The following is a 24,955-nucleotide window of genomic DNA, read 5'->3' as shown; positions in this document are numbered from 1 at the left end:
TTCTTCTCCTCCACTCTTTTAACTCACATTTTTATTCACAGCAATAATTTCACTCAAGTTATTCATATAAATAATTTGGTCACCAAACGTTCTATTTTTCAGAGCAGCCGTATGGTGCGGCTTCATGCCAATAATATAGCATGTGATACCCATGAGATAGAAGGACTGCATAAAGCCTGCAAAAGCTTGAATTCCTTCGGTCGTTAATATATCTAGTCCCCCAAAGTCAAATAGAAGCGTGGTGTAATTTCCTTCATGCGCAAAGTTTTGCAAAATGGACGTATTTTCAGCTACAAGATCTGTATCTAAGTCTCCAAAAAGAGGTATAAGTCCTACTTTAGAGGATAACTTAATAAAAGAAGCGGACAGTTGCTTAATTTTTTGTAACGATTTTTCAAGACGTTCTTTTTGTTCAAGCAGTTCAAAATCTGTATCTGCTAATCGTTTCCGATGGTCTTGAACAAGACTCGTTAGCTCTTGTATACGTTCATCTTGGCGAATACAAACTAAATGACCTATATCGCTATCCCATTGAATTAAGCATTCAAACAATGAATAAGGCGAATCATTGGTTTGCATCACGAGCTCTACTTTCTGAATAGCCTGGCCTCGGCTTTGGACAAGCGTTTGCTCATCGTGGGGTTCGTCTACAGACAATTCTCGAGAATCTTTTTGGCGCAAGCTTAAAAACTTTCTCGCCTTTTCTTGACTAAATACGTCTACAAGATCTAAAAAATTAGCTGAAGGCTTAAATAAATGACCTGATTGTTGCGACCATTCCAAAATATTAAATTCAGTATCCACTAAAAAGTAAGGAATTGGAACATATTCAAGCATCGACATTAACTTCCACTCCTTTGTGATAACTGAGTAACCAGTTATTTAGTTGGTGAAGATCCGGAATTAGGCGTGTATGCTCAGAACAGTAAGAACGGAAATCAATTTGAGAAACTAAGCGCCCTCCTACCATTACTGTTGGTCTTGGTTCTAATTTGTCCAAAGTTTTGGTGTATTCAGCAAGCCTCTCAATATGATAGGGGATGCTGACGGATAATCCTACCATGTGAGGCTTCCATTCTATAGCCATTTTCTCAGCGTATTCCAGAGGTAGATTGGCCCCTAAAAAGCGAGTATTCCAACCGTGTTCCTCAAACAATAAAGCCACCATCTTTAAACCAATGAAGTGCTGTTCTTGTTCCAAGCATAGAAGCAGTGCCCTTGGAGCGGTGTCTGAAGCGTGTCCCTGAATTTTTTTATAAAAGCGATAGCGAGTTAGCACATAATCACATGTCGTAGTTGCAACATGCTCATCAGCTACAGAAATGATATTTTCTTCCCACATATCTCCAGTTACTCGCATTGCGGTTGTAATTAAATTTTCATAAATATCTAGGCTGTTCTTTCCCTGTTGGATTTCTTCTAGCACAACTTCCCAAGCGCTGTCTTGATCACCAGCTAATAAATAGCCTACAAATTTTTGTACTTGAGATTTCATTGTTTCACCTCAGTAAACGTAAAGCTTTTAAGAAACTTGAATAAAAGCTTCTCGTCTCTCTTTTTCAAGATCGCCTAAAATGTATACCACTTTTAGACTAACACATGTTGCTAATAGCAACAACCTAAAAATAGAATAATAACTTTTTATTTTACTACACTCAGTAAAACATGACTAGTATTTCTCTAAATATTCTCCTTTCCCTTTCATTTACGAAAAACACCTCGGCATCTTGTACCGAAGTGTTTTTCAAGTTGTTATCATTTCGTCGGCTAAAAGAATGTAAGTGCGTCTCTTTCTCTTTTATGCATCTTTCCTTTTTTCCACTTTTAATAGACTTTTAAACATATGTATTTATGATTCTTCTGCTCCAACCATAATACTGATAAGGTAGAGCGCTGTCATAACTGAGCCGATTGTATTGCATATCAAATGAATATATTGGCTGGTCGCCATAAACAAGTATAAACTTAACGACAGCAGCACTGTTCCGAATAAAAAAGACCATTTAAATAATGACAGTGGCCGCTTGAACTTTATACGCAAACAAAAAATGAGAATAAAGCCTGCTAGCGCCATCACAAAGAAACTAACATTAAATAAATTGATGGTTATCACATTTGTTCACACTCCCTTTGCCCCTGAAACTATTATAACATATTTTTCCTTATCTTCATTCTTTCTCTAGGAACAAACGCGTCGAAAATTGTTTTTTTGACATGTTTATGTCACAATATTTTTATAAAAATTCCAAGGAATGAGGGAATGCATTGACTACACCTGAAGCTCAAGATTCGAAATGGTCCATTTTAAATAAAGCCCTTCATAGCTCACAATCTGGTATTATTGTGACGGACCCTTCTTTGCCTGATAACCCAATTATTTACCTCAATCACGGGTTTTCCCTTATGACCGGCTATAAGGAAGAAGAAGTATTAGGAGAAAATTGCCGTTTTCTACAAGGTCCTCTTACAAACCCGCACCACGTTGATGAAATTCGCAGCGCTATCAGCCGCAATCAGTCAGTCTCTGTTACGCTTGTTAATTATCGAAAAGACGGCTCTTTCTTTCATAATCAGCTAACGATTGACCCGACATATGTAGAAGAAGAAGATAAATACTACTTTATTGGTGTTCAAAAAGACGTAACAATAGAGATTACAGCTCAGGAACAGCTTCAGCAAGCTTTGGAAGAAGTTGAAAGGCTATCCACCCCTATCGTGCCAATAGAGGAAGGAATCTCTGTTCTTCCATTAATCGGAACGTTAAACGAACGTCGTATAGAAATGCTATTTAATAGCTTTACCTCGCGTAACACAAGCAGCAAAGATCGTTATTTAATCCTAGACGTCTCAGGGTTAGCGCAATTTAATGATTCATTCGGCCGTGATATTCTTAATATTTACAATTGGCTGAAGCTCATGGGAACTCAGCTTGTTTTAACAGGAATTTCTCCTAACATGGCCATACATATGAGCACTATAGAAGATGATATGTCCTTTATTTTAGTCTATCAAAGCATTAAAGATGCCTTACGGAAGCTAAAGTTATAAGCACAAGAAGTGGTTCTTTATGAAAAATAGATAAAATGCATGAATATGGTAGTTAAAAAATGTTTATTTTTTAATAAATTGGGTTTGAGAGTATACAGTTAGGGAAAACAAGGCGTATAGGAAAATAAATGCGCTTCATAATGGATTTATTTATAAGCATCCTCACTCTAGATCAGGGGATGCTTTTATGCCTTTATTTATAAAACAATTAGACTATACATATATAAGGAGAGTCTTCATGCATAAAAATCAGGACTTATATCATTTTTTCAAAGAACATTCTCTTCAATTAACTGAAGACTGGTACAATCAGCTCGACGATGAAAATGAGTTCTCTGTCTATTCGAGTAAAAATCCAGCAATTGTGAAAGAACTGAAGCAGCAAAATCAAGATTATTTTCAGCATTTATTTGATGTATTTATAAGAGATGAGGATTATTTTTTTTCGGATTTTCAGCAGTGGTCGATAGAACTAGCGCGTGATCCAAAGCATTTAAGTACGCCTCTTCACTTTATTATTCGAGAATATTTTAATTCACAAAAAATTGCCGTTAATTACTTAAAGAAGTTTATCTCTTTGCATTCGGATGAGGTAAGCGTAGATAAGATATTTATGTGGTATGACATTATTGTTAAAGCTTTTGATCTATCTATTTATATCTTTATTCAAGAATATCATAAAAATACGCAAGAACAGCTGAACGCTCAGAAAGACTTAATTAATGAATTAAGTTCTCCTGTGATCATGCTTCAAAATAAAGTTGCACTTCTGCCTCTTGTGGGGGATATTGGAACGGTCAAAAGTCAGTTTATTTTAGAAAACACGCTTCAGCAATGCTCGGAAAAAGGCGTTGAACATTTATGTATTGACCTGCTCGGTGTAGCTACGATTGATACGATGATGGCACAAGAGATTTTTAATTTGGTAAAAGCTCTTCGTTTAATTGGTGTGCAAACAATTTTATCTGGAATTCGACCGGAAATTTCTCAAACTGCCATTCGCTTAGGGCTTTCATTTGAACAGGTTAAAACTACTTCTTCTCTTGCACAAGCACTTAATTCCATTAGTTAAGCACATGGCTCTCTATTACAGCATAGAGAGCCATATCTATGGTGTTTCAAATTTTACTGGAGTATAGTAGACACGCCCGATTAACTTTTTTCCCTTGTTATCTTTCCAATCTGCTACGAGTATATACCGATCACTGTCACTGTGAGAGGCAGAGTCTACTGTAATAGCAGATGTTTTTTTTATGTCCTTTTTTTCTACTATGTTTTCATGAATAGACTGATTGCGAATTTGTTTGTAATAAAGCGCATTAGGTTTTTTACCATCTATTTTAATGGACACTTGACCATCTTGAGAGACGGGAATACTATCTTTCATAACAATTTGTCTAAAATTTTTTCGTTCGCCAAAATCAGCTTCACATTCGGTCCAGCAAAAGAATAAAGGCTTGATGATGGCTTCTTTGCCTTCAGCTATTATTTTTATAGCGGGTGGATAAGGATCTTCAAGCGTTTCAGCTGTAGGAACCTGACATGCGGCTAATGAAAACAAACTAAATAGGATGATCACCACTTTTTTCATACTATGTCCTCCCTTTTTTGTAAACGTGGTGCACGTAAGCGAGTGGGTGCATAGTATACTCTTTCGCCTGCAACCAAAAGATTCCTTTTATAATCAACAAAAAAACAGCTGCCTATTTGTTTAGACAGCTGTTTTGTTCTATTTACTTAGCATGCTTATTTCTTTTTTCATATCTTTTTCTACATATTCCATTAAATCAGATACGTAGGTTTGAAGCGGTTTTGTTGCGTCTTTGTGATCATTCATCGTTAATTCATAGATGCTATCGATATTATCAATCATCAGTTCCATATCATCGATGACGCCCGTATGCTTATACATCGTTTTTATCGTAGGATCAAGGGAAGCTAATTCATTATATTCATAGTTTATAGTATTTGAAATATCATCGAGTTCATTGATAAATTGCTTTTTGGTTTTCTTTTCGGCCATCAGCTGATTATACTCTTTAAAAGCAGTTTGAAGGTTTTTCTGAGAGGCAGTCAATACTTTCAGCTGTTCTCGTCCTAAATAATAATCGTAAATACTAGTAACAGTAAAATATCCCCCAAATGTGAGCGCGATTCCAACAACCAAACCTATCCAAAACGTGCTCGTTTTAAAAAAATGTTTCATAATGACTCCTTTTATCTGTGTTCTATGTACAACACTAGCTCATGCTGCTACTTTGTCCTAGGATACACCAAAAATGAAATGGAAGCTACACTTTTTTAAAATTTTGTCGAATTTTGTCTCTTTTTTTCGTGAACTGCAGCACATTTTGTTCCATTCCTATTTTTCCATCTGTATACATCAAATTCGTTAACCGCTGTAAAACCAAGTTTCTCATAGGCTGGCTTTCCTGCACTTGTAGCATGCAAAATACACGTATCCGCCCGTTTTTTTGCTTCAGTAAGAACTTCCTTCAAATATGCGGTGGCCAGGCCTTTTCTCCTCATATGTCTAGCTGTAGTGATACAATACAAACCCGCTGTACCATCATAAAAAAAGAGAGACCCAGCTACAGCTGGCCGGTTGTGATAAAGACCCAGATATAAGTGATATTGGTCAGCGTGTTGCATAAGCTCCCTAAACCTTTCAAGAAAGTCAGCTTGATATTCTTTTGGTTTTTGATAGCCGTCTATGTATACCGTTATCCATTCTTTCAATTCAGCTTCTGAGCGCACTCGCTTACATTGAAACCCTTCTACTCCTGTATGTATGTATTCTTTTTCTTGAATGTGCTGAATCATTCCGATCCATTTTTCATAAGGAACAAATCCATTTTTATGAAGAACTGGCCCAAGGTTATCATATGAAGATGGACCAACAATCCATAGAGGTTCCTCCCCTTCCCGAGAGCATATCCCTAGCGCTGGCTCAATATGACGGGTTCCTGCATATATACCCCGATTGTAAGGAGATGCAGAAATCCATTTAATTTCTGATGTATCCACCTTCACAGATTTCTTCGTATGCTGAAAATACATCCAGTGCTGAATCAAGTGCTGTTCTACTACATCGCTTTGATTTTTTATTTTCACTTCATGTCTCCTTTCTCTTCTAACCTATGTTTCTTTTTCTATTATATACTAGTTAGTCTATTTTCTATGACTCTATCGCAGTTCTTAAATCCTTTTAGAAGTTTTTTTATTTTTTTTTGTTATTCTATGAATAGTTTTCTCTTAAGTGGGGTATTAACCTATATAAGCAATACATCATTAAAAAGGAGGATGATATTCATGTCATTTTTATGGGCACTTATTGTAGGTGGTATTATTGGGTGGCTTGCCGGATTAATTACCGGAAGAGACGTTCCGGGAGGTATTATTGGTAACATCATTGCCGGTTTTATCGGTTCTTGGTTAGGTTCAGCCATCTTTGGAAGCTTCGGACCAGTTGTAGGTGGATTTGCTATTATTCCTGCTATTATCGGATCAATCATCTTAGTGTTAATCGTAAGTTTCATTATGAGAAAAATGCGTGGTAGTCATAAACATGCCTAATAAATTATTATATTAGAAAAAGAACCTCTGTTGAAAAAGAGGTTCTTTTTTTATATGAAAAACTCTTAAAATTTACTATTTTTAATTTCATAATATTGAAAAATAAACCTATTAATGTTAATTTAACCATAATCACTATAGAAAAAAGAGGAATTAACATGCTGCTTTCAACCCACTCAAAAGACAAATCCATGTACCAAATACTAATAGAAGAAATCGAACAGACACGAACGTTAATGATTCAAACGGCTGTCCGTGAAGGAATGACAAGTCCTAACACACTTCAAGTTAGTCAATCATTAGATGCTTTATTAAATAAGCTTCAAATTTTCTTCCACCAATAAAAACCCATGATATGGTTACATACTCATGGGCTTTTGTGTTGTATTAATCCTCTTGATTAACGTATTCCACTGCTTGGTGAAGGCTACTGAAAGTCGTAATGTCAGCCAAATCTAACCCTAAGTTCACCATCGTCTGAGCAATTTCAGCACGAATCCCGCTTAAAACCACTTGAATTCCTAATAATCTTAAAGCACCGATTACTTTAAAAATTTGGTCCGCTACCATCGTATCAATAATTGGAACCGCGTATAAATCAATAATCAACCAATTTAGCTTGTAGTCGCTGCCGTGTTGAAGCGCATTTTCCATTAGAATTTGAGCGCGGTTTGTATCTAAATCGCCAACAAGAGGAATCACGCCAATTTCTTTCGTAATGCGTACCACAGGAATTGAAAGTTCATCGATTGCATAGCGAGCCGATTGGATTTTGTTTGCAAAGTCGGTCATATATGATTTACTAACCCAGTGTACGGCCTTATCTACTACTACGTTGAAACGAGAAATAACTTGATAGAAGGCATCAAACGTAAACGTTTCGGCTTTTGCCTCTTCTTTAATAATTTCCCCGATAAGATTTCGGTAATAGCTGATTTCTTCTAATGCTACATCCAAAGGAAGCTGAAGGACAACGAGTAAATTGGCTACTTCTCTTCCCCACTCCTCAAGCACTTCAACGTTTTTTGTATCATTTGTTGAGACAGAATCAGCATATATTTGAATTAAATGAACGCGCCACGGTTCTAACTGTTGTTGAATATCTTTTTCTTCATATTGTTTTTGTTTTGAGAACTCTTCTTTTTTTTCTAGAATTAAATTCGTAATGTGTTTAAGCTTTTTATCTAATAATAATGACTCCATATTGTTCTCCCGTTAAGAATTTGTTTATTTAAAATGATATCACAAATACCGTTAAAAAAAGTAAAACTAGGGGAAAAAGCTTTAAAAAGTGAACCGGATGTCCCTTTTTACGAATAGAATGAGCTAAATTGAATTTAAACCGTACATAAGCTGAACTTCTCTCCTTCGTTTTATCGTTACTTTCACAGTGAATTCTCATACATAACTCTTCAATTTAATGTTAGGCTATCTTAGCATATATGATAAATAAATAAAAAAATGTAAAAGGGTTTGCAGCAAGCATGTCGCATGACAGGGTGTGTTTTAGGAAAGAATGAAAAGGAATTCCCTATAAAAAGGAGGTTAGGTATATGTCATTTATTTGGACGCTTATTGTTGGAGGGCTTATCGGCTGGCTTGCTGGTGTGTTAACGGGACGAGATGTTCCAGGTGGAATTATCGGAAACATCATTGCTGGGTTCATTGGAGCATGGTTAGGCTCTCTAATTTTTGGAGATTTCGGTCCAGAGATCGGCGGATTCGCAATTGTTCCTGCTATTATTGGTGCTGTTATTTTAGTCTTAATTGTGAGTTTTGTTTTACGCAAAATGCGCGGAAATAACAATCATCGACATGCCTGAATGAAAAAGAGAAATCAGCGTTTTGATTTCTCTTTTTCCCTTACTTCTTGTAGCAAAATGTTTTAACAATGACGTACCTGTAAGTGTAATTTTTTATTGCTACATTTAAAAATTGCTGCTTGTCACCTCTCACATTTAATACTTCTATATCCCCATATCAAGCGCGTTAGTAATGAGTAGCTCTGTCCCTTCGATATCCTCAAGCATATCGGTGAAGATAGCTTCAATATGAACGGGTGCAGTTTTAGCTTTTATTGGACATTGTTTTATAGCTGCTTTCTATTTCGGCTCTACTAATTCAATAAATGATCTTGCTTGTTTGCCCTTTAACTGTGCGTAGTGTGTATCTGTAGCTAATTCAACGGTTTCGTTCCCTAAGTTGACCCACATCCGATAAGATTGTACCCTTATATCCTTTTTTGTTTCTACCGGTTCAAAGTGAAGAATGTAGTTAGGTTTTCGAATCATTTCAGCTTTTTCTTCTCTCCATGATACATCTTTTAACCACTGCTGCACTTTCTGCACTTGATTTTGGTCTTTCATTTTAACCGCATGGCCATATTGATTATCGGCTATGTATTTTTCGATTACGAGCTTTTGTTCAACAGTACCGCTTGAAGCACTGCTTTGCTGACATCCTGTTATCACCCAACAAATAGCAATGAGAACAACTAATCCAGACCATACTTTTTTCATTTACATCTACCTTTCTTTTTGTAATTGAAATGAGATGTTCTTGCTGAATGATGCTACCAGCTGCTCGTTTTTAAATCTCTTTTTGCATTCTCTTTTCTTCATCTAAATCCCTGCTTCATTTACCCAAAAAAACTGAATCCCCCAAAGGATCCAGTTTTTCGTTACGATTCGACATCTTCTATGACATGAACAGCGCGAATAGAGGCGTTTACTTTTGTGTGTTGAATGCGCTCTTTTGCTTCCTGTATAGTCATTGCTTCTACTTCTTGATAAAAAATCACGTTCGCCCATTCATATTCTACTGAATAACGATTTATTTTTTCCACACGGTACCCTCCTTATTGATGAACTAAAATTTGATCAATCAAGCCATATTCTTTTGCTTCATCCGCTGTAAAGAATGTATCTCGATCAGTGTCTTTTTTAATTGTTGAAAGCGATTGTCCTGTTCGTGCAGACAGAAGTTCATTTAGGTGATCTTTTAACCGTAAAATACGCTTTGCTCGAATCTCAATTTCAGCTGCTTGCCCTTTTGCTCCTCCTAGCGGCTGATGAATCATCACTTCGCTATTAGGAAGAGCAAAACGTTTCCCTTTTTGACCGCCCGCTAGTAAAAATGAACCCATAGATGCTGCTAGCCCTATACACAATGTGCTTACATCTGCACGTATTAGCTGCATCGTATCAAAAATAGCCATGCCAGCTGTAATAGATCCTCCCGCTGAATTAATATAAATGCTGATATCTTTTTCTGGATTTTCTGCATCTAAAAATAAAAGCTGAGCGATGATGCTAGTAGCCACTTCATCCGTAACTTCACCTGTGAGCATAATCACTCGGTCGAGCAACAGCCTTGAATAAATATCATAGGCACGCTCTCCCTTGCTTGTTTGTTCCACTACATATGGCGTTAAGTTCATGTGACCGCCTCTTTCCCCTGAATTAGTACGAGCAAATTTTTTCACTTTTGTACTGATTTCATGATTTAAAAATGAATCCCCTATCAAATCTTCATCCGTAAATTTAATCATTAGAGAATGTCTTTCTTGCTGCATATGCAAGCTTTCATCCCGGTAAGTCACAGCAACTGCAACCTCTGCGTGTGGATATAAAACGGCCTCTTCCGTGTAGAGCTCTATTAATAGAGGTTCGTCGTCGATATGTTTTACTTCGATTTGCCCCTGTTTGTTTTCCCGGTATCCATTTAAGTTTGTCGTTTTAAACAGACCTTCGGGCAGCTGAATATCAATCGTGATGTTTGTTACTTTTACTTGCGAACGTTCAAATGCAATACAAAGGTGGTTCATTCCTTCTTCTTTTTCCATCACTGATTTTGCTAATGCTAATTTAATCATGCGATAAATGATCCTTTAAAATCTGAGTAACAGACTCAATCACTTTTTGCCGTACGTCCGCTGATAAATTTCGGTTCATAGCGACAAATACATCTTCATTCACTTGATGCATTTCTTGATTTTGAATTTGTTTACTTTGGTAAAGAGGAAACTGCGCGCCGATGTTTTTTACTTCTTCATCACTCATTGAACGCAATGTTTCTTGAATGGAAGCTAATGAATCCCCTGCTTTTGATAATGTTAAAACAGCTCGAAAGTAGTGAACGTGCTGATCTGTATACACGCGTTTATTCCCTACTAGCACTAGCGGAGGAACGATTTCTATTTGCGTGTAATATCGTACCGTACGCAGGTTCAGGTCCGCACCTTCACTATTTAATAACTCCGTAATTTGCTTGCCTGTATATGTATTCAAACAATCCCCCCTTGTTAGTTACAGTTAACTGTTACACTGTCATTATACTGTAATTGTTTTGTTTTTACAATTAAAACCATGGTAAAAATTTGTAAAATATAAGAGAATTAAAAAAGGGAATGCAAAAAATAGCTGCTTATATCTCAAGCTACTACTTCTAAAAATTACTATTATATACTTTATAAAAAGGAGAGAACGCATAGTGGGGAATCAACGTATAAATTGTTTAGGATGTCGATTAGCAAATAACCAAGAGAAATCACATGTGATATTTGAAGATTTATTTGTGACATGTCTGTTAGACCACAAGCCATTTAACGAAGGCCACCTCTTAATTCTTCCTAAAACACATATAGTGGAAATCGACGAATTTGATACTGAACACGTACTGGCCGTGATGAAAGCAGCGAAGCTAATGACAAAAGCAGTGAAGACACTCTTTGTTCCAGACGGAGTTACTCTCTCTCAAAACGGGGGAATGTTTAACGAGTTAACTCATTTTCACATGCACATCGTTCCACGCTACCAAGAGGAGTGTTTCGGAGATTTTTATACGCAAATTCCCCAGTTTGCTGAAAAAGATGACGCTTTGGCTGCAACAGCTCAGAAAATGCGCTCAGTCATTCAGCAAATGTCTTTATAAAAAAAACGGCTTCCTTATCGAAGCCGTTCTTTTTACTGACGATCAAACAATGAACTTCCTGCAATACCAGGATTCGTCATTTCAAATGGATTTAAAATGAGATCTAATTCCTCTTCTGTTAACACATCGTATTGAAGGCAAAGCTCACGAATTGGTTTTCCTGTTAAAATCGCTTCACGCGCAATACGCGATACGACTTCATAGCCTAAGTGAGGATTAACAGCTGTAATAATTCCTACGCTTTTTTCTACATATTCTTTCATGCGCATTTCGTTTGCTTCAATTCCTGCTAAACAGTGATCTGTAAAGCTTCTGAAACCGTTATTCATAATGCTGATTGATTGAAGCAAGTTAAATACAAGCACAGGTTCCATGACGTTAAGCTCCATCTGACCTGCTTCTGAAGCAAGAGAGATCGTTTGGTCATTTCCCATTACTTGAAACGCAATTTGATTGATTAATTCAGCCATAACCGGGTTTACTTTCCCTGGCATGATTGAAGAACCAGGCTGACGAGCAGGAAGGCTGATTTCTCCTAGACCTGCACGAGGTCCAGATGCCATTAAACGCAGGTCATTTGCGATTTTAGACATATTCGTCATACAGATTTTAAGGGCTGCAGATACTTCTGTATAAGCATCTGTATTTTGAGTAGCGTCCACTAAATGCTCTGCATGCACAAGAGGCAGACCGCTGATATCGGCTAAATGCTTGACTACATTTTCAATATAGCGAGGATCTGCGTTTAAGCCTGTTCCAACAGCTGTCGCTCCCATATTTACTTCATGCAAATGGTCACGCGTTGCGCTGATACGCTTAATGTCGCGCGCCAACACGCGGCTGTATGCTTCAAACTCTTGACCAAGGCGAACGGGTACAGCATCTTGAAGGTGCGTACGTCCCATTTTAATTACATGATCAAATTCTTGCGCTTTTCGTTTAAACACATCGTGCATATCATTCATTGTAACAAGAAGTTTATTTAATAAGTTCAGCGTTGAAATATGAATAGCCGTTGGAAATACATCATTTGTTGACTGAGACATATTCACATGGCTGTTAGGGCTTAATTTACCGTATTCGCCTTTATTGTCTCCCATAATTTCAAGGGCACGGTTTGCAATAACTTCATTAGCATTCATATTCATTGACGTTCCTGCTCCACCTTGGATAGGGTCCACAATAAAGTATTCATGCCACTGACCTGCTAAGATTTCATCAGCTGCTTGCACAATCGCATTTCCAATACCCTCATACAAGCGCTTTGTATCCATATTTGCAAGCGCTGCCGCTTTTTTTACAATAGCAAGCGCTTTAATCATTTCTTCATGTACTTTATAACCTGTAATCGGGAAATTTTCTACGGCACGTGCGGTTTGTACACCATAGTATACGTCTGCTGGGATTTGTTTTTCTCCTAGAAAATCAGCTTCTGTACGATATCCTGCTGTTTCTTGTTTCATAGCTGTACCTGCTTTCTTTTTTAATTAATATCTTCTGCAATCGACGTTTCCATCATCTTTTTAACTTGGTGAGGGTCTTTGGTTTGTCCGAGCACCCACATTAATTTAGGAACAATGGCTTCTGTATTCATGTTTTTTGAGCGAACGACGCTATCATGATTAATCATTCGGCCTACTTCATAAATGCCCATGTCTTCTCCTTCTTCAAGACACTGAGTCGTAATGACAACGGATACACCGTGGTGTGTTAACTCAACAAGCTTGGCTAAAATGTTGCGAACTTGAAATGGAATACCTCCACTTCCATAGCTTTCAACAACAACGCCTTGATATACATCCTTTAATCCATCGAAAAATTCGGGTTTAATGCCGGGAAACAGTTTAACAACCGCTACATCCGTACAAAGAGATGTATTAACCGTCAACTCTTCTTTACTAGAGCGAACGGGTTTTGTATATTCCACCGCATTATCATGGATAGACGCCACGTATGGATAATTAATGCTTTCAAATGCATCATAGCTTTTTGTACGAAGCTTGATTGCTCTTGTGCCTTGAATCACACGACCGTCAAAGACTACATAGACTCCGCCTGTTTCTTCACAAGCAAAGCGAATCGCATCTGCAATATTGCGCTTCGCGTCCGTTTTACTAAATGAAATAGGAATTTGAGATCCTGTAATCGCAATTGGTTTTTTAGAATGCTGAAGCATGTAAGAAAGAGCTGCCGATGTGTAGGCCATTGTATCAGTTCCATGGGTAATAACAAAACCATCGTATTCATTATAATGCTCTTCAATCGCTTTTGCCATCTCTATCCAACATTCTGGCTGCATATTTGTACTATCAAGATTCATAAGAGATTTGCTGTCAATTTGACAATGTTCATTTAAATCAGGTATGTAGCTTAGTAATTGATCTGGCTCCATTCCAGGAACAAGTCCATTTTCACCTTCAAGTGAAGCGACCGTTCCACCAGTTGATAACAATAATAGTTTTTTCAAAACCGACATCCCCTTTGCTTAATTTTTGTAAAAAAACCTGACAATCTATCAAATAAATTATATTCATTTCGCGTACTTCACCTGTAATTATAGTAACCAAAAATCAATAAATCAAGAGAAAAATTATTCGTTTCGCGTACACTTTTTTCTGCAGCAATGATATAATGAATAAAAATGTAAATTAGCTCACGGTTTGATTACAAAAATCTGCGCGCGAGCTGAATGCCTCGGTTTTTTTACATACTACACCTACAAAGGAGCGTCATGAATGTTAAGCAGATTAGCTCAACTCAGGAAAGAAAAAAAATGGTCTCTTCAATATACAGCTGACCAGCTTGAAATTGCTAAAAGCACATACGCAGGATACGAATCTGGCTATCGTCGTCCTTCTCTTGAAGCACTCGTTACAATCGCAGAACTATTTGATACATCAACAGACTACTTGCTAGGTAAGGAAAAGGAACCTCATTCTCTTTCAGATGCATCCATTGAATTAACCTCGCCTCAACCTCATACGATTACAGTCGACGGTGCCGAACTATCTCAAGAAGAAATTCAGCAGCTGACGGCTTTTATTCGTGCTAAAAGACAAATTGAAAAAGAAACTGCACCTTCTTCAATTTAAAGAAGATTAGAAGCAGGGTGCTTCTAATCTTCTAGCTGCATTTCTAAATACCCTACTACTTCTTTTGTTATTTCCTCTTCTGTTTCTTCCAGCAGCTCGCCGGTTATCTTGCTGCCTGGGAGCTTCCTCGAAGAACGGATGCCCCAAAACGTGCGTACACAGTGCCAGATAGGAATAAAAAGACCGTCTAAAAACTCACCTTTTTCCAAAATACCCACTTGAATGGTGGCGTGGTAACCAGGCTGAAAAGGATTTGCCCCTTCACGGATCACATCTACAGAAAGCTCCATCCCTTTTTTTTCAAAAGCTTCTTTATATTGTGCATATATTGATTTGAGAAGTTCTTGCATAGATATTTCAACTGTATGTATATGTTGTTCTAACTGCGGCGTAAATTGTTTTGCGGTGTATTCCATCTATCTCCCTCTTCTTTCGGTTCCCTACCCCTTATTTTAGCGACTTTCATTTTATTGTATCATAAGAAAAGCGTTCGTCTGTCTAGAAGAAAACCCCGCTTTTTTATAGAAAAGCGGGGTTCATACATACCTTTACTAGCAATACCTTACATTGCTTTATCTTGTTTAGAGGATGATTTTAATTTTTTATTTTTAGTTGGATCTGACTCATTTGAAGACATGATAATGTTTCCTTCGCCGTTGCACACTTTGCACTTTATCAATCCAAATTTCTTACCGGCTCCTTGGCATTGTGGACAAACATATCGAATTGGCATAAACTGTACCTTCCTTCTTTCTAATTTATACCTGCGCCTTGAAAGCGCCTGTGGTTAGTTTATAGTTTCATTATAAGTTGTACAATCCACCCTATCAAGACGTGCCAAATTGCACATCTTTAATGGTAAGAAATCCTTCCTTTCTAAAATTCACCTGAAAAATGAGTCGATAGACAGGAGAATTTCTTTTCTTGTCAAAAGGCAATACGTCAGAGGAAGTTTCTTATTGGATATAATTAGCGATTGTTTACGCTGAAAATTTTGCGCTTTTTGGTGAAGTCATAGGTTAAACAACCGTTTTATCTCGAATTCCTTTTGAAATGGTTACGTCTTTCCAAAGCTGTTCGTATTTATAACCCGTTAAACTTTCACAAACCGCTTTCGCTTCAGGAGTAACGTCTTTCGCTCGGCCTCCCTTTTTTCTTCTTTGAATTTCAGTTAATAAGATTTTGTGATTTTTCGGACTTATTTTAAACCATACGGTTGCGATAATTCCAGCGAGAATCAAAATAGCAGGTACAATCATGAAAAGCTTTTGTAAGCCGGCTAGCGTAGACGCTGACTGCTCAGCGTTTGGTACATAGCCAATATTCTTTAACGCAACGCCTACAAGAAAAATCGCAAACGCCTGAGAAGATTTTCGAATAAACGACATCAGCCCTGCATACACGCCTTCTCTTCTTTTTGTCGTAATCATTTCATCTACATCTGATACGAACGGCAGTACATTCCATGGAATCATAATTGCTCCAGAATGACCGCTTCCTAAGAAAAATGCCGCTAAGTAAATAAGAACTAACGAGCTATCTGTTGTTAGAAAACTGAATAAAATAATGCCCGTTCCCCAGATGATCATGCTGAAGTTATAGGTTAATTTATTTCCTAACTTAATGGCTATGTACGTAACAAGAGGAATAAATAGCACTTGTGTAATTTGCACAAAGCTAAGGGTGTCTGCATAGATCGCTTCGCGCAGCATGTAATAGGCAATAAAATAAAAGAAAAGGGCATTAAATACATCCATTGCAATGTAAGATGCTAAGTACATGGCAAGATACACGTTAAACGACTTATTTTTAAATGCACTTCCAAAACTGATAAAAAGCTGCTTAAATTCTAACCAAAATCCGTTTTGCTTTTTGCGTTCCACTACTTCTCCGCTATCCCATGTTCCCTTATAGACAAAAATCCATGGAAGAGCAAAAAGAAGACCAAAGATAATGCCCATGATTAAATACCCTTGTCCACCTGGAAACGCATCAATGATTCGTTTTGGGAAGAAAGCGCCTAAAAATGAAGCGCCTTGTGAAAAGACCATGCGTATTCCCGTCATTTTCGAACGAATGCTATAATCTGTCGTCATCTCCGCTGCTAGCGTATTGTAAGGAACCATGACCATACCAAACGCCGTGTTAAATAAAAGGTAGGCTAAGATAAAATAGGCGTATTTGAACATATGTGAGCCTTCAATAGGAATCCACAGCATACTGAACGTGATCGCAACTGGAATGATTCCAAAAAGAAAAAAGACTCTTCTTCGTCCTTTTTTTGTCTGAAGATGATCAGATATGTACCCAATGGTTGGATCTAACAAAGCATCCCACACTTTTCCAAGAGCTACAATCGTTCCTGCTTCTACAGGAGAAAGCCCGACTACATCCGTTAAAAAAACCATAAATAATGTGCCGATAATAAAAAAGGATCCTCCGCCAAACAAATCCCCAAATCCATACGCTATCATATTACGAAAGCGCACTTGTTTTGTTTTCCCTTGCATATGCAGCCCTCCCCCTGAGTAAATAGACTAGCTTCTTTTGTTATTCACTTTTTTCTATTTTACTAAACTATCCCTTGAAAAATAAGGAATATGTCACCTTTTCTACTCAAAAAAATAAGATACTTTTTGATCCTATACATAGAAAAATGACTGAGTAAACCGTTCTTCTTTACCCTCTATTATAAGTTGACTTTTTTTGCGCAGCTGTTATAATTCAACCCATCGCTTGTCATTCAACTATAAAATGCAAACTTGAACATTTGACATCTGAGCTGTTACGAATAAAATAATAAGTATGAAACCTATTGATATTTTCAAAGCATTATCTAATGAAACTCGATTAAATATATTGGAGTGGTTAAAAGAACCTGAAAAGCATTTCAAAGATAAACAAGCACATTTGCCTAAGGAGGTCAGCAGCAGAGGCGGTGTTTGCGTGGGAGATATTCAGGAAAAAGCTCAGCTGTCTCAGTCCACAGTGTCCAGTTATCTTTCCATGATGCAAAAAGCAGGTTTGTTAGAGTCAATTCGGCACGGTCAATGGACATACTATCGCCGAAATGAAGAAACGCTTCAAGAGCTTTCTTCATTCTTACGAAAAAAACTTTAACGAGTTTTTTTCACTTATTATATCTATTTTTCTAGATATACAAATATAAAGAAATATTGGAGTGATAAACGTGAAGTTTTTGGTTTATTTAGTTGCGGTTCTAGGCGGCGCTGCTTTAAGTATGGAAGGCGCTATTGCCGGAGAACTCGGAAAAACAGTGGGGAAACTTGAAAGCAGCTATTATATTTTTATCATGGGAACGCTCATTTTAAGTCTGACCACTTTATTTGCTGGAAAGGGAGATTTACCTTACGTCTTAAGAGCCCCTAAGTGGAATTTGACGGGCGGATTATTAGGTACGTTTTATTTAACGATTCTAGTTATTAGTATTCCTTTTATCGGAATTGGGATTTCAATGGTTGCTGTTATTGTAGGGCAAATGATTACAAGCATGATCATTGAGCATTTTGGTTGGCTTGGCAGCAGCAAAATTAAAATTAACAAAGAACGCGTAATGGCTATTGTATGTATGGGAATTGCGCTTGTACTTATTTTCTAGGAGGGTTTTACGATGAGTTTATTGATGGTGATACTTACCTTAATAGGAGGATTAACGCTAAGCGCTCAGTCTTCTATTAACGGTACACTAAGTAAAAAAACAGGTACGTTTGAAACAGCTTTTTTAACCTTTGCGACAGGTGCCATGATTTTAACGATTGTCGTTGTATTCTTTGGTCAAGGAAACATTCTCTCGGTTTTTGATGTCCCTAAATGGCAGCTTACATGCGCTTTATTCGGAGCATCTTATTTATTTCTAACAGTTTTAGCTGTACCTAAAATTGGTGTAACAGCAGCTAATATCTCAACTGTTATCGGTCAGTTATTTGCAAGTATGATTATCGACCATTTCGGCTGGTTTGGAAGCAAGGAAGTACCCTTTGATCTATCCCGCTGGATTGGTGTAGCATTTATGTTATTAGCTCTTTATTTTATTTTCAAAGGCAATAAGAAAACAGCAGCATAAAATATTCATGAAAATAGCCAAATGTCCCTATGTAAAGGAGCACTTGGCTATTTTTGTACGTAAACCGCATTTGAATTTTCAATTAATTATTTAGAACATATTTTATTTAAACTAAATTGATTTTAAATAAGGTAAATTCCACAAAAAAAATTGTGCATACCTTCCTGCCTTTGTTCAAAAGATAAAAAGGCAGATCTAGTAAATCGGCTACATAAACGAACAGGTAAGGTGGGTTTTTTCGTGGGAAAATTTCTATTTTTAGCAGCATTTGTCTTTTTTTGTTTTACGCTTTCCATTTCCGCAGAAGAAAATATACCAGAAGAAAATATAGAATCACACGTAAGTCAGCCTGTTGTAAAAGATTTTATTTATCAATCTCTTGAACCTTGGGTACATCAAGATATTACTTCTCATTATGAGAAGGTTTACGGTAAACAGCATAAAAAAGTAAAAGTTCGCCCGATTAAAAAAGATGATATCGGGATACAAATGGGTGAAATACAGCCCGGTAAAGGCGGTAAGTTCACTCATATTGTGCGGGTGAAAATCTTAAACTTAAAAGTAAAACCTGAGGGAGAAGATGAATTTTTTGCAACGGATACGCTTATTTATAAAGTGAATATTAACGAACTTTCTGCTGAAAATGATGTAGAAAACGTTGTAAAACTGCTTGAGTATAAGCATCAAGAGAGATAAAGATCTGATTAGCTAATATTTACCCCTTTTGAAGGTAGTGACTTCCCTATTCAAAAGGGGCTTTATTATGAAACATGTTTTTTTTCACGTTTTTAGGGAACATAACTACCACTTATCCCCTAATTTTTTCATATTGCTAGTGCATAAGGTATGAACTTGATAACTTTTTGTCGGTTTCTATCTATTTCTGTAGGGTTTCCTGTAGGATGAAAAAGAAAGTAAAGCGCTTTAATTACCTTGGCAGAAAGGTTGAGGATAGCTGTCCTATATAACTGGAAATCAATAGGTACCAAGAACTTCATGTAACGACAAAAGTTGACAACTAAAGATTTCAGAATAATAATAATAAAGCAACAATGTTTAATTGAAGGACTTATTTTACATGAAAGGTGTTAGTCAGATGAACAATTTACATCGAAGAATGGGAACATTCGCGTTAACCATGACGGGACTTGGATCAATTATTGGGTCCGGCTGGTTATTTGGAGCGTGGCGAGCAGCTCAAATTGCAGGTCCGGCTGCTATTTTATCATGGGTCATTGGAATGGTCGTTATTTTATTTATTGCACTTTCTTACAGTGAATTAGGATCCATGTTTCCCGAAGCCGGCGGGATGGTCAAGTATACGCAGTACTCACACGGTTCGTTTATTGGTTTTATCGCTGCTTGGGCAAACTGGATTGCGATTGTATCCGTTATTCCAGTCGAAGCAGTAGCTTCTGTACAGTATATGAGTTCGTGGCCTTGGAAGTGGGCACAGTGGACAAGCCACCTCGTAGAAAAAGGAACGTTAACTGGCGAAGGATTAGCTATCGCTACGGTGCTATTGATTATTTACTTTTTACTGAATTATTGGACAGTTGGACTATTTTCCAAGGCCAACTCGTTAATCACTATTTTTAAAATTGTTATACCGGGACTTACAATTGGAGCACTTTTATTTGTAGGCTTTCACGGTGAGAACTTCACTTCTGGAAGCAGCATCGCACCAAACGGCTGGGCTAGTGTGCTAACAGCTGTTGCTACATCTGGAATTGTATTCGCTTTTAACGGTTTTCAAAGTCCCATTAATATGGCTGGAGAAGCAAAGAATCCTGGAAGATCTATTCCAATTGCGGTTGTAGGCTCAATTTTAGTGGCTACAGTCATTTATTTGCTTCTACAAATTGCCTTTATCGGGGCAATAAATCCTTCTGATATTGCGAAGGGATGGAGTCATTTAAATTTTAACTCTCCATTTGCAGATTTAGCCATTGCCCTTAACATTAACTGGCTTGTCATTGTACTGTATGCAGATGCGTTTGTTTCACCATCTGGAACGGGTATTACGTATACAGCTACTACTGCTCGAATGATTTATGGTATGGAACAAAATAAATATTTGCCAAGTGTTCTAGGACGCCTTCATCCTATTTATGGTGTTCCGCGTCAAGCCATGTTTTTTAACTTAGCTGTTGCTCTTGTCTTTTTGTTTTTATTTCGGGGCTGGGGCGTGCTTGCTGAAATTATTTCAGTCGCTACGCTTATTTCTTACATTACAGGTCCTGTTACGGTTATGACGCTAAGACGAACTGGAAGCGATTTATATCGTCCCCTTCGTTTAAAAGGATTAAGCATTATTGCGCCGCTCGGCTTTATTTTTGCTTCATTAACGCTATATTGGGCGCGCTGGCCGCTAACTGGACAAGTTTTGTTTATTATTTTAATCGGCCTGCCTATTTATTTTTATTATCAAGCAAAGGCTAAATGGAAGGGATTCCGCCAGAACTTCAAAGGCGGCGTATGGATGGTTGTATACTTACTGTGTATGATGACTATTTCATGGCTTGGAAGCGAAAAGTTTGGGGGCCTTAACGTCATTAAATATGGATGGGATATGGGAATTATTGTTGTTGTTTCTCTTCTCTTCTACACATGGGCTTTAAAAAGCGGCTTCAAAACAGAGTATTTAGAGAATGGAAGAAAAGTAAATGACGGCTTAAAAGCAGCAGCTGCTGAAACAGCCGCTTCCAAAGAGTCATAACAAAAGCACCTTGCTCATGCAAGGTGCTTTTTAGTGAGCAGTTTTAACTTTTTTCAGCACGTCTTCGATCGTCATTTGATCTAAATGCCTGATTACGCTTTGCTCACTCTCTGTAAAAATGTCGTCCATCACTGTTTGAATGTTTGATTTGACAATACAGTCAGCGTCAGGGTCGCCGCTGCACCAGTGAGGCTTCAGTGTTCCTGTCGATATAACTCGGTAAATCAACCCAAGACTTATTTCAGCAGGGCTGCAGCCTAAAGTATAACCGCCGCCTAGCCCTTCTTTTGTCCGAACCAAGTTGTTTTTTCTGAGTGTACTCATTATTTTCCGAACCCGTGCAGGATTGGTACAGATGTTATAAGCAATCGATTCACTGCTTGCTCGGTGATCTGGTAAATTTGCTAGGAACACTAAGCTGTGCACGGCAATGGTAAATTCACTGTTCATCTTCCATAAACCACCTTTTTTCTTTCTCTACTGTAACGTTAAGTGACACAGTTCGAAAAGTCAAGAGAGCAAGGAGGGAAAGAAGAACTGTAGCTTTATTTATTCACGATCTTCTTTTTCTATACTTTCTACTTCGTTAGCTGAGTTGATTTCAAGGTATACCGTCTTTTCTTTTAAACTGCCTTTTTCTTCTTTTTCAAAGTCTGTGCTTTTTTGATACGTTTTTTTGCCGTTTGGAACTTTTACCGTTAGGTGTTTGTTACTTTCCTCTATAAAAACACCCACAATTTTACGTTCGTTTCCATCTTGTTCATACACGCCATCTTTATCTGCTTTTGCTTTTGGAGTTAATTCAATACTAGTTGCTTCTTGTTTAGCTGCGTCAATTTCAGCTTCTACTTCTTTATTAATCATATCTTTTAGCTGTGAGCCTTCCACTTCCATCCCAGAGCTTTTTGGTACTTTAACGAGTTGACCATCAATATTCAGCGTCATTTCTTTTTCAGCGTCTTTTTTTAACGTACCCATCAAGTCAAAATCTTCATCTTTCCCTTTTTTAATGTCTGGGTCGCTCGAATACTGCTGTAGCTTTGTCAATTCTTGACGGTCTTCAATTGGTTTTTCCTCTGCTTTATGATTATCAGATTTTGTTTTGTTAGCTGGTTCACCTGAACAAGCTGCCGCACTTCCAATCATACACATAGCGATTAAGAACATGATTCCTTTTGTTAGCTGTTTTTGCATATGTATTCTCCTTTTTCTTTTTTATTTCCACCTTTATACATATGTAAAACAAAAAAGTGAGACATAACTACATACAGAAAACTTGCGCTCACCCTACCAATAAAAAAATCCGAACGGGTTGAATTCTTTATCAAGAATCAAACCCGTTCGGATTTTCATTTAACTAAAACACTTTTGTACTAGCCTCTTTTTTAAAGCTGCTGTTGCTTCAGTATATGATTTGCTTCTTCTAAGTAAGCCACATACGCCTGTACTTGTTTGTCACCATAATTATCTAGTTCAAACATCGCTTCTTGTATAAAATTAAAATTATCAATAATATGCTGTGTTTTCATGCCTCGGCTTGTGAGTAAATTGTTTAACCATAAGGCATAGTCGGTAAAAATTTGCAGGTTGTCTAACTTATATGTTGTCTCAAGATACTTCATATGGTAGTGATTATCTTCATGACATCTTTCTTTGCCGCGCTCTCCAAATTTTTCGAGCAAAGAAGGTTCTAACTCGTAGATTTTCTCCGTTACTCTTTCGACGATCTTATTAACGGGAAGTGAGCTCATCGTGCCACCACTTTGTACTGAGAAACTTTTGGGATGACGGCTGCCAGTTCTTGATCAGGGTACTTTTTCTCTAAATCATGAATACGCTTGAAATCTTCGCTTCGTACCCAGCTTAAATAATTCTCTTTCGTATCAAATGTAAGCTGAACGGTGAGCTCCCCTGCTCGCTTATCGTTTTGAAGAAGTAGAAAGTCTACAAATCCTGGAGCCTCGTCGACTGATTTTGAACGATTTTTATAAATTCCAATCACTTCTTCAGCTTTTTCATCCGGTACATTAAATGTTGAAAATACGGTGTACATCTTTGTTCCTCCCTTTATGATACAAAACCTGGGTTCTTTTCTCTTTATTGTACATCATATGGGAGATGAAATGGTGTTACGTTTAGATTTCACAGCGGTTACAGCAGGTCTTTAAAACAAAAAGCCCTTTGAAACAGCGTTTCAAAGGGCTTTTTTACCGTTATTAGTTTTCGATTTTTGTTAATTGTTCTGTATGTGTTTTTACACGTGCTGGATCAATTGTAATGCGGGCAACGCCTGAATCCATTGCCGCTTTTGCTACAGACTCTGCTACAGCTGGCGCTACGCGAGGATCAAATGGTCCAGGGATAACGTAATCTGCGTTCAGCTCTTCTTCTGTAATAAGGGCTGCAATTGCTTCAACAGCAGCTTTTTTCATTTCTTCGTTGATATGAGTAGCGCGAACGTCTAACGCACCGCGGAAAATTCCAGGGAATGCAAGAACGTTATTTACTTGGTTAGGGAAGTCTGAACGACCTGTTCCAATAACAGCCGCTCCTGCTTCTTTTGCAGCATCCGGCTTGATTTCTGGATTAGGATTTGCCATCGCAAAGATAATTGCATCTTCATTCATTGATTTAACCATCTCTTGAGATAATGCATCTGCTGCAGATACGCCGATAAATACATCTGCGTCTTTAATTACATCGCTTAGCGTACCGCTTTCTTTGTTTACATTTGTATAAGAAGCCACTTCCGCTTTTACTTTGTTCATACCTTGAGGGCGTCCTTCATAAATAGCACCTCTTGTATCACACATAATCATGTCACGCACGCCGTAAGAATAAAGAAGTTTTGTAATGGCAATGCCGGCAGCCCCTGCTCCGTTTAAGACGATTTTTAAGTCTTCCATTGATTTGTTTACAATTTTTAATGAATTTACAAGTCCTGCTACCGTTACGATTGCTGTACCATGCTGATCATCATGGAATACAGGAATATCTACTTCTTTTTTCAAGCGCTCTTCAATTTCAAAGCACTGTGGAGCTGCGATATCTTCTAAGTTAATGCCTCCGAATGTGTGAGCCATTAATTTCACAGTTTCAACAATTTTATCTGTATCTGTTGTATCAAGTGCAATTGGGAATGCGTCTACGCCTGCAAAGCTTTTAAATAAAATTGCTTTTCCTTCCATAACAGGAAGTGAAGCTGCAGGTCCGATGTTTCCAAGGCCAAGAACAGCCGTACCATTTGTCACAACGCCGACCATGTTTCCTTTCATTGTGTAATCATACACCGTTTCTGGATGTTCATGAATTTCTTTACAAGGTTCTGCTACTCCTGGAGAGTAAGCTAAGCTTAAATCTTGAGCGTTTTGAACTTCAACTTTTGATTTAACTTCTAACTTACCTTGTTTTTCTTGATGCATATGTAGTGCTTGATCACGTAGTGACATAATTGTATTCTCTCCTTTTTTTCTATACATTTAAATTTTTTAATGAATTTATTTA

At 37.5% G+C, this 24,955-nt stretch carries 33 protein-coding genes; 12 read left to right on the top strand and 21 right to left on the bottom strand.

The window, feature by feature from the left end; translation table 11 throughout:
* Positions 1-18 precede the first annotated feature (18 nt).
* The 3 genes from AC2YJL_RS08655 to AC2YJL_RS08645 form a co-directional block, all read right to left on the bottom strand.
* The gene (locus tag AC2YJL_RS08655) at positions 19-843 is read right to left on the bottom strand and encodes an STAS domain-containing protein (protein ID WP_047932508.1); all 825 of its coding nucleotides are present in this window, start codon (positions 841-843) and stop codon (positions 19-21) included.
* Positions 830-1,495 (bottom strand): cobalamin B12-binding domain-containing protein, encoded by a 666-nt coding sequence (locus AC2YJL_RS08650; protein WP_050689869.1) that lies wholly within the window; start codon positions 1,493-1,495, stop codon positions 830-832. The genes AC2YJL_RS08655 and AC2YJL_RS08650 overlap by 14 nt, the downstream gene beginning before the upstream one ends.
* Positions 1,496-1,849: 354 nt before the next feature.
* Positions 1,850-2,113, bottom strand: coding sequence for a hypothetical protein (locus AC2YJL_RS08645; protein ID WP_082178482.1), 264 nt, complete (start codon positions 2,111-2,113; stop codon positions 1,850-1,852).
* A 152-nt stretch (positions 2,114-2,265) separates the two neighbouring features.
* On the opposite strand from AC2YJL_RS08645, the gene ytvA reads away from it, so the two are divergent.
* Both ytvA and AC2YJL_RS08635 read left to right on the top strand, forming a co-directional pair.
* Positions 2,266-3,048, top strand: a complete 783-nt coding sequence (gene ytvA, locus AC2YJL_RS08640) for a YtvA family blue-light photoreceptor (protein WP_369361125.1) — start codon at positions 2,266-2,268, stop codon at positions 3,046-3,048.
* Positions 3,049-3,286: 238 nt separating this feature from the next.
* Complete coding sequence (locus AC2YJL_RS08635; protein ID WP_195696571.1) at positions 3,287-4,120, top strand: STAS domain-containing protein; 834 nt, start codon at positions 3,287-3,289, stop codon at positions 4,118-4,120.
* Positions 4,121-4,156: 36 nt separating this feature from the next.
* On the opposite strand, the gene AC2YJL_RS08630 is transcribed toward AC2YJL_RS08635, so the two are convergent.
* The 3 genes from AC2YJL_RS08630 to AC2YJL_RS08620 all read right to left on the bottom strand — a co-directional run bounded on the left by AC2YJL_RS08630 (position 4,157) and on the right by AC2YJL_RS08620 (position 6,162).
* Complete coding sequence (locus tag AC2YJL_RS08630) at positions 4,157-4,639, bottom strand: hypothetical protein (protein ID WP_195696570.1); 483 nt, start codon at positions 4,637-4,639, stop codon at positions 4,157-4,159.
* 138 nt (positions 4,640-4,777) lie between these two features.
* Complete coding sequence (locus AC2YJL_RS08625) at positions 4,778-5,254, bottom strand: hypothetical protein (protein ID WP_195696569.1); 477 nt, start codon at positions 5,252-5,254, stop codon at positions 4,778-4,780.
* Between the two features lie 95 nt (positions 5,255-5,349).
* The gene (locus AC2YJL_RS08620; protein WP_195696568.1) at positions 5,350-6,162 is read right to left on the bottom strand and encodes a GNAT family N-acetyltransferase; all 813 of its coding nucleotides are present in this window, start codon (positions 6,160-6,162) and stop codon (positions 5,350-5,352) included.
* Positions 6,163-6,360: 198 nt separating this feature from the next.
* On the opposite strand from AC2YJL_RS08620, the gene AC2YJL_RS08615 reads away from it, so the two are divergent.
* Entirely contained in the window at positions 6,361-6,624 is a 264-nt protein-coding gene (locus AC2YJL_RS08615; RefSeq protein ID WP_013083841.1) for a GlsB/YeaQ/YmgE family stress response membrane protein, read from the top strand.
* Positions 6,625-6,782: 158 nt separating this feature from the next.
* Positions 6,783-6,968: an aspartyl-phosphate phosphatase Spo0E family protein gene (locus AC2YJL_RS08610; RefSeq protein WP_050689875.1), complete on the top strand. Its 186-nt coding sequence runs from the start codon at positions 6,783-6,785 to the stop codon at positions 6,966-6,968.
* Positions 6,969-7,011: 43 nt separating this feature from the next.
* Here the strand turns inward: AC2YJL_RS08610 and AC2YJL_RS08605 are convergent, their stop codons facing one another.
* Complete coding sequence (locus AC2YJL_RS08605; protein ID WP_195696567.1) at positions 7,012-7,827, bottom strand: STAS domain-containing protein; 816 nt, start codon at positions 7,825-7,827, stop codon at positions 7,012-7,014.
* 350 nt (positions 7,828-8,177) lie between these two features.
* On the opposite strand from AC2YJL_RS08605, the gene AC2YJL_RS08600 reads away from it, so the two are divergent.
* Positions 8,178-8,447, top strand: a complete 270-nt coding sequence (locus AC2YJL_RS08600) for a GlsB/YeaQ/YmgE family stress response membrane protein (RefSeq protein ID WP_013083843.1) — start codon at positions 8,178-8,180, stop codon at positions 8,445-8,447.
* Positions 8,448-8,726: 279 nt separating this feature from the next.
* Here the strand turns inward: AC2YJL_RS08600 and AC2YJL_RS08595 are convergent, their stop codons facing one another.
* From AC2YJL_RS08595 to AC2YJL_RS08580, 4 genes are all read right to left on the bottom strand, one after another.
* Positions 8,727-9,143: a YhfM domain-containing protein gene (locus AC2YJL_RS08595; RefSeq protein WP_369361130.1), complete on the bottom strand. Its 417-nt coding sequence runs from the start codon at positions 9,141-9,143 to the stop codon at positions 8,727-8,729.
* A gap of 161 nt (positions 9,144-9,304) precedes the next feature.
* Complete coding sequence (locus tag AC2YJL_RS08590; protein WP_195696566.1) at positions 9,305-9,469, bottom strand: hypothetical protein; 165 nt, start codon at positions 9,467-9,469, stop codon at positions 9,305-9,307.
* Between the two features lie 12 nt (positions 9,470-9,481).
* Positions 9,482-10,063 carry an ATP-dependent Clp endopeptidase proteolytic subunit ClpP gene (gene clpP, locus AC2YJL_RS08585; RefSeq protein WP_230933716.1) on the bottom strand — a complete coding sequence of 194 codons (582 nt, stop codon included), beginning with the start codon at positions 10,061-10,063 and terminating at the stop codon, positions 9,482-9,484.
* A 427-nt stretch (positions 10,064-10,490) separates the two neighbouring features.
* Positions 10,491-10,913 carry a MerR family transcriptional regulator gene (locus AC2YJL_RS08580; RefSeq protein ID WP_487374707.1) on the bottom strand — a complete coding sequence of 141 codons (423 nt, stop codon included), beginning with the start codon at positions 10,911-10,913 and terminating at the stop codon, positions 10,491-10,493.
* 199 nt (positions 10,914-11,112) lie between these two features.
* Between AC2YJL_RS08580 and AC2YJL_RS08575 the strand changes: the two genes are divergently transcribed.
* Positions 11,113-11,556 (top strand): HIT family protein, encoded by a 444-nt coding sequence (locus AC2YJL_RS08575; protein WP_195697027.1) that lies wholly within the window; start codon positions 11,113-11,115, stop codon positions 11,554-11,556.
* A 32-nt stretch (positions 11,557-11,588) separates the two neighbouring features.
* Here AC2YJL_RS08575 and aspA read toward each other — a convergent pair whose 3' ends face one another.
* Together aspA and AC2YJL_RS08565 are read right to left on the bottom strand one after the other, a co-directional pair.
* Positions 11,589-13,019, bottom strand: a complete 1,431-nt coding sequence (aspA, locus tag AC2YJL_RS08570; RefSeq protein WP_176343823.1) for an aspartate ammonia-lyase — start codon at positions 13,017-13,019, stop codon at positions 11,589-11,591.
* 20 nt (positions 13,020-13,039) lie between these two features.
* A complete protein-coding gene (locus tag AC2YJL_RS08565; protein ID WP_025751148.1) occupies positions 13,040-14,023 on the bottom strand; it encodes an asparaginase in 984 nt (327 codons plus the stop codon).
* A gap of 268 nt (positions 14,024-14,291) precedes the next feature.
* Here AC2YJL_RS08565 and AC2YJL_RS08560 point away from each other — a divergent pair, with 268 nt between their 5' ends.
* The gene (locus AC2YJL_RS08560) at positions 14,292-14,648 is read left to right on the top strand and encodes a helix-turn-helix domain-containing protein (protein ID WP_028409189.1); all 357 of its coding nucleotides are present in this window, start codon (positions 14,292-14,294) and stop codon (positions 14,646-14,648) included.
* 23 nt (positions 14,649-14,671) lie between these two features.
* On the opposite strand, the gene AC2YJL_RS08555 is transcribed toward AC2YJL_RS08560, so the two are convergent.
* From AC2YJL_RS08555 to AC2YJL_RS08545, 3 genes are all read right to left on the bottom strand, one after another.
* Positions 14,672-15,064, bottom strand: coding sequence for a hypothetical protein (locus tag AC2YJL_RS08555; RefSeq protein WP_487374706.1), 393 nt, complete (start codon positions 15,062-15,064; stop codon positions 14,672-14,674).
* 146 nt (positions 15,065-15,210) lie between these two features.
* On the bottom strand, positions 15,211-15,381 hold the full coding sequence (locus tag AC2YJL_RS08550) for a hypothetical protein (RefSeq protein WP_487374705.1): 171 nt from the start codon (positions 15,379-15,381) through the stop codon (positions 15,211-15,213).
* 286 nt (positions 15,382-15,667) lie between these two features.
* Positions 15,668-17,158 carry an MFS transporter gene (locus tag AC2YJL_RS08545; protein WP_369361134.1) on the bottom strand — a complete coding sequence of 497 codons (1,491 nt, stop codon included), beginning with the start codon at positions 17,156-17,158 and terminating at the stop codon, positions 15,668-15,670.
* Positions 17,159-17,453: 295 nt separating this feature from the next.
* Here AC2YJL_RS08545 and AC2YJL_RS08540 point away from each other — a divergent pair, with 295 nt between their 5' ends.
* The 5 genes from AC2YJL_RS08540 to aimA all read left to right on the top strand — a co-directional run bounded on the left by AC2YJL_RS08540 (position 17,454) and on the right by aimA (position 21,451).
* The gene (locus AC2YJL_RS08540; protein WP_013083854.1) at positions 17,454-17,768 is read left to right on the top strand and encodes an ArsR/SmtB family transcription factor; all 315 of its coding nucleotides are present in this window, start codon (positions 17,454-17,456) and stop codon (positions 17,766-17,768) included.
* 70 nt (positions 17,769-17,838) lie between these two features.
* Positions 17,839-18,267: a DMT family transporter gene (locus tag AC2YJL_RS08535; RefSeq protein ID WP_369361136.1), complete on the top strand. Its 429-nt coding sequence runs from the start codon at positions 17,839-17,841 to the stop codon at positions 18,265-18,267.
* A 12-nt stretch (positions 18,268-18,279) separates the two neighbouring features.
* Positions 18,280-18,732 (top strand): DMT family transporter, encoded by a 453-nt coding sequence (locus tag AC2YJL_RS08530; protein WP_013057779.1) that lies wholly within the window; start codon positions 18,280-18,282, stop codon positions 18,730-18,732.
* Between the two features lie 240 nt (positions 18,733-18,972).
* The gene (locus AC2YJL_RS08525) at positions 18,973-19,428 is read left to right on the top strand and encodes a hypothetical protein (protein WP_014459377.1); all 456 of its coding nucleotides are present in this window, start codon (positions 18,973-18,975) and stop codon (positions 19,426-19,428) included.
* Between the two features lie 400 nt (positions 19,429-19,828).
* Entirely contained in the window at positions 19,829-21,451 is a 1,623-nt protein-coding gene (aimA, locus tag AC2YJL_RS08520) for a glutamate/serine transporter AimA (protein ID WP_369361139.1), read from the top strand.
* Between the two features lie 30 nt (positions 21,452-21,481).
* On the opposite strand, the gene AC2YJL_RS08515 is transcribed toward aimA, so the two are convergent.
* The 5 genes from AC2YJL_RS08515 to ystJ all read right to left on the bottom strand — a co-directional run bounded on the left by AC2YJL_RS08515 (position 21,482) and on the right by ystJ (position 24,900).
* The gene (locus tag AC2YJL_RS08515) at positions 21,482-21,901 is read right to left on the bottom strand and encodes an Rrf2 family transcriptional regulator (protein WP_195696560.1); all 420 of its coding nucleotides are present in this window, start codon (positions 21,899-21,901) and stop codon (positions 21,482-21,484) included.
* A gap of 99 nt (positions 21,902-22,000) precedes the next feature.
* Complete coding sequence (locus AC2YJL_RS08510) at positions 22,001-22,645, bottom strand: hypothetical protein (RefSeq protein ID WP_369361141.1); 645 nt, start codon at positions 22,643-22,645, stop codon at positions 22,001-22,003.
* A gap of 191 nt (positions 22,646-22,836) precedes the next feature.
* Complete coding sequence (locus AC2YJL_RS08505; RefSeq protein ID WP_195696558.1) at positions 22,837-23,202, bottom strand: hypothetical protein; 366 nt, start codon at positions 23,200-23,202, stop codon at positions 22,837-22,839.
* Complete coding sequence (locus AC2YJL_RS08500; RefSeq protein WP_013057785.1) at positions 23,199-23,504, bottom strand: antibiotic biosynthesis monooxygenase family protein; 306 nt, start codon at positions 23,502-23,504, stop codon at positions 23,199-23,201. Before AC2YJL_RS08500 ends, AC2YJL_RS08505 begins: the two co-directional genes overlap by 4 nt.
* Before the next feature lie 163 nt (positions 23,505-23,667).
* A complete protein-coding gene (gene ystJ, locus AC2YJL_RS08495) occupies positions 23,668-24,900 on the bottom strand; it encodes an NADP-dependent malic enzyme (protein ID WP_369361144.1) in 1,233 nt (410 codons plus the stop codon).
* Positions 24,901-24,955 lie beyond the last annotated feature (55 nt).

The sequence above is a fragment of the Priestia sp. SRI_019 genome (genome assembly GCF_057586255.1).
Note: the sequence above shows the minus strand (reverse complement) of the source record. Positions and strands in the feature narration are given on the sequence as shown.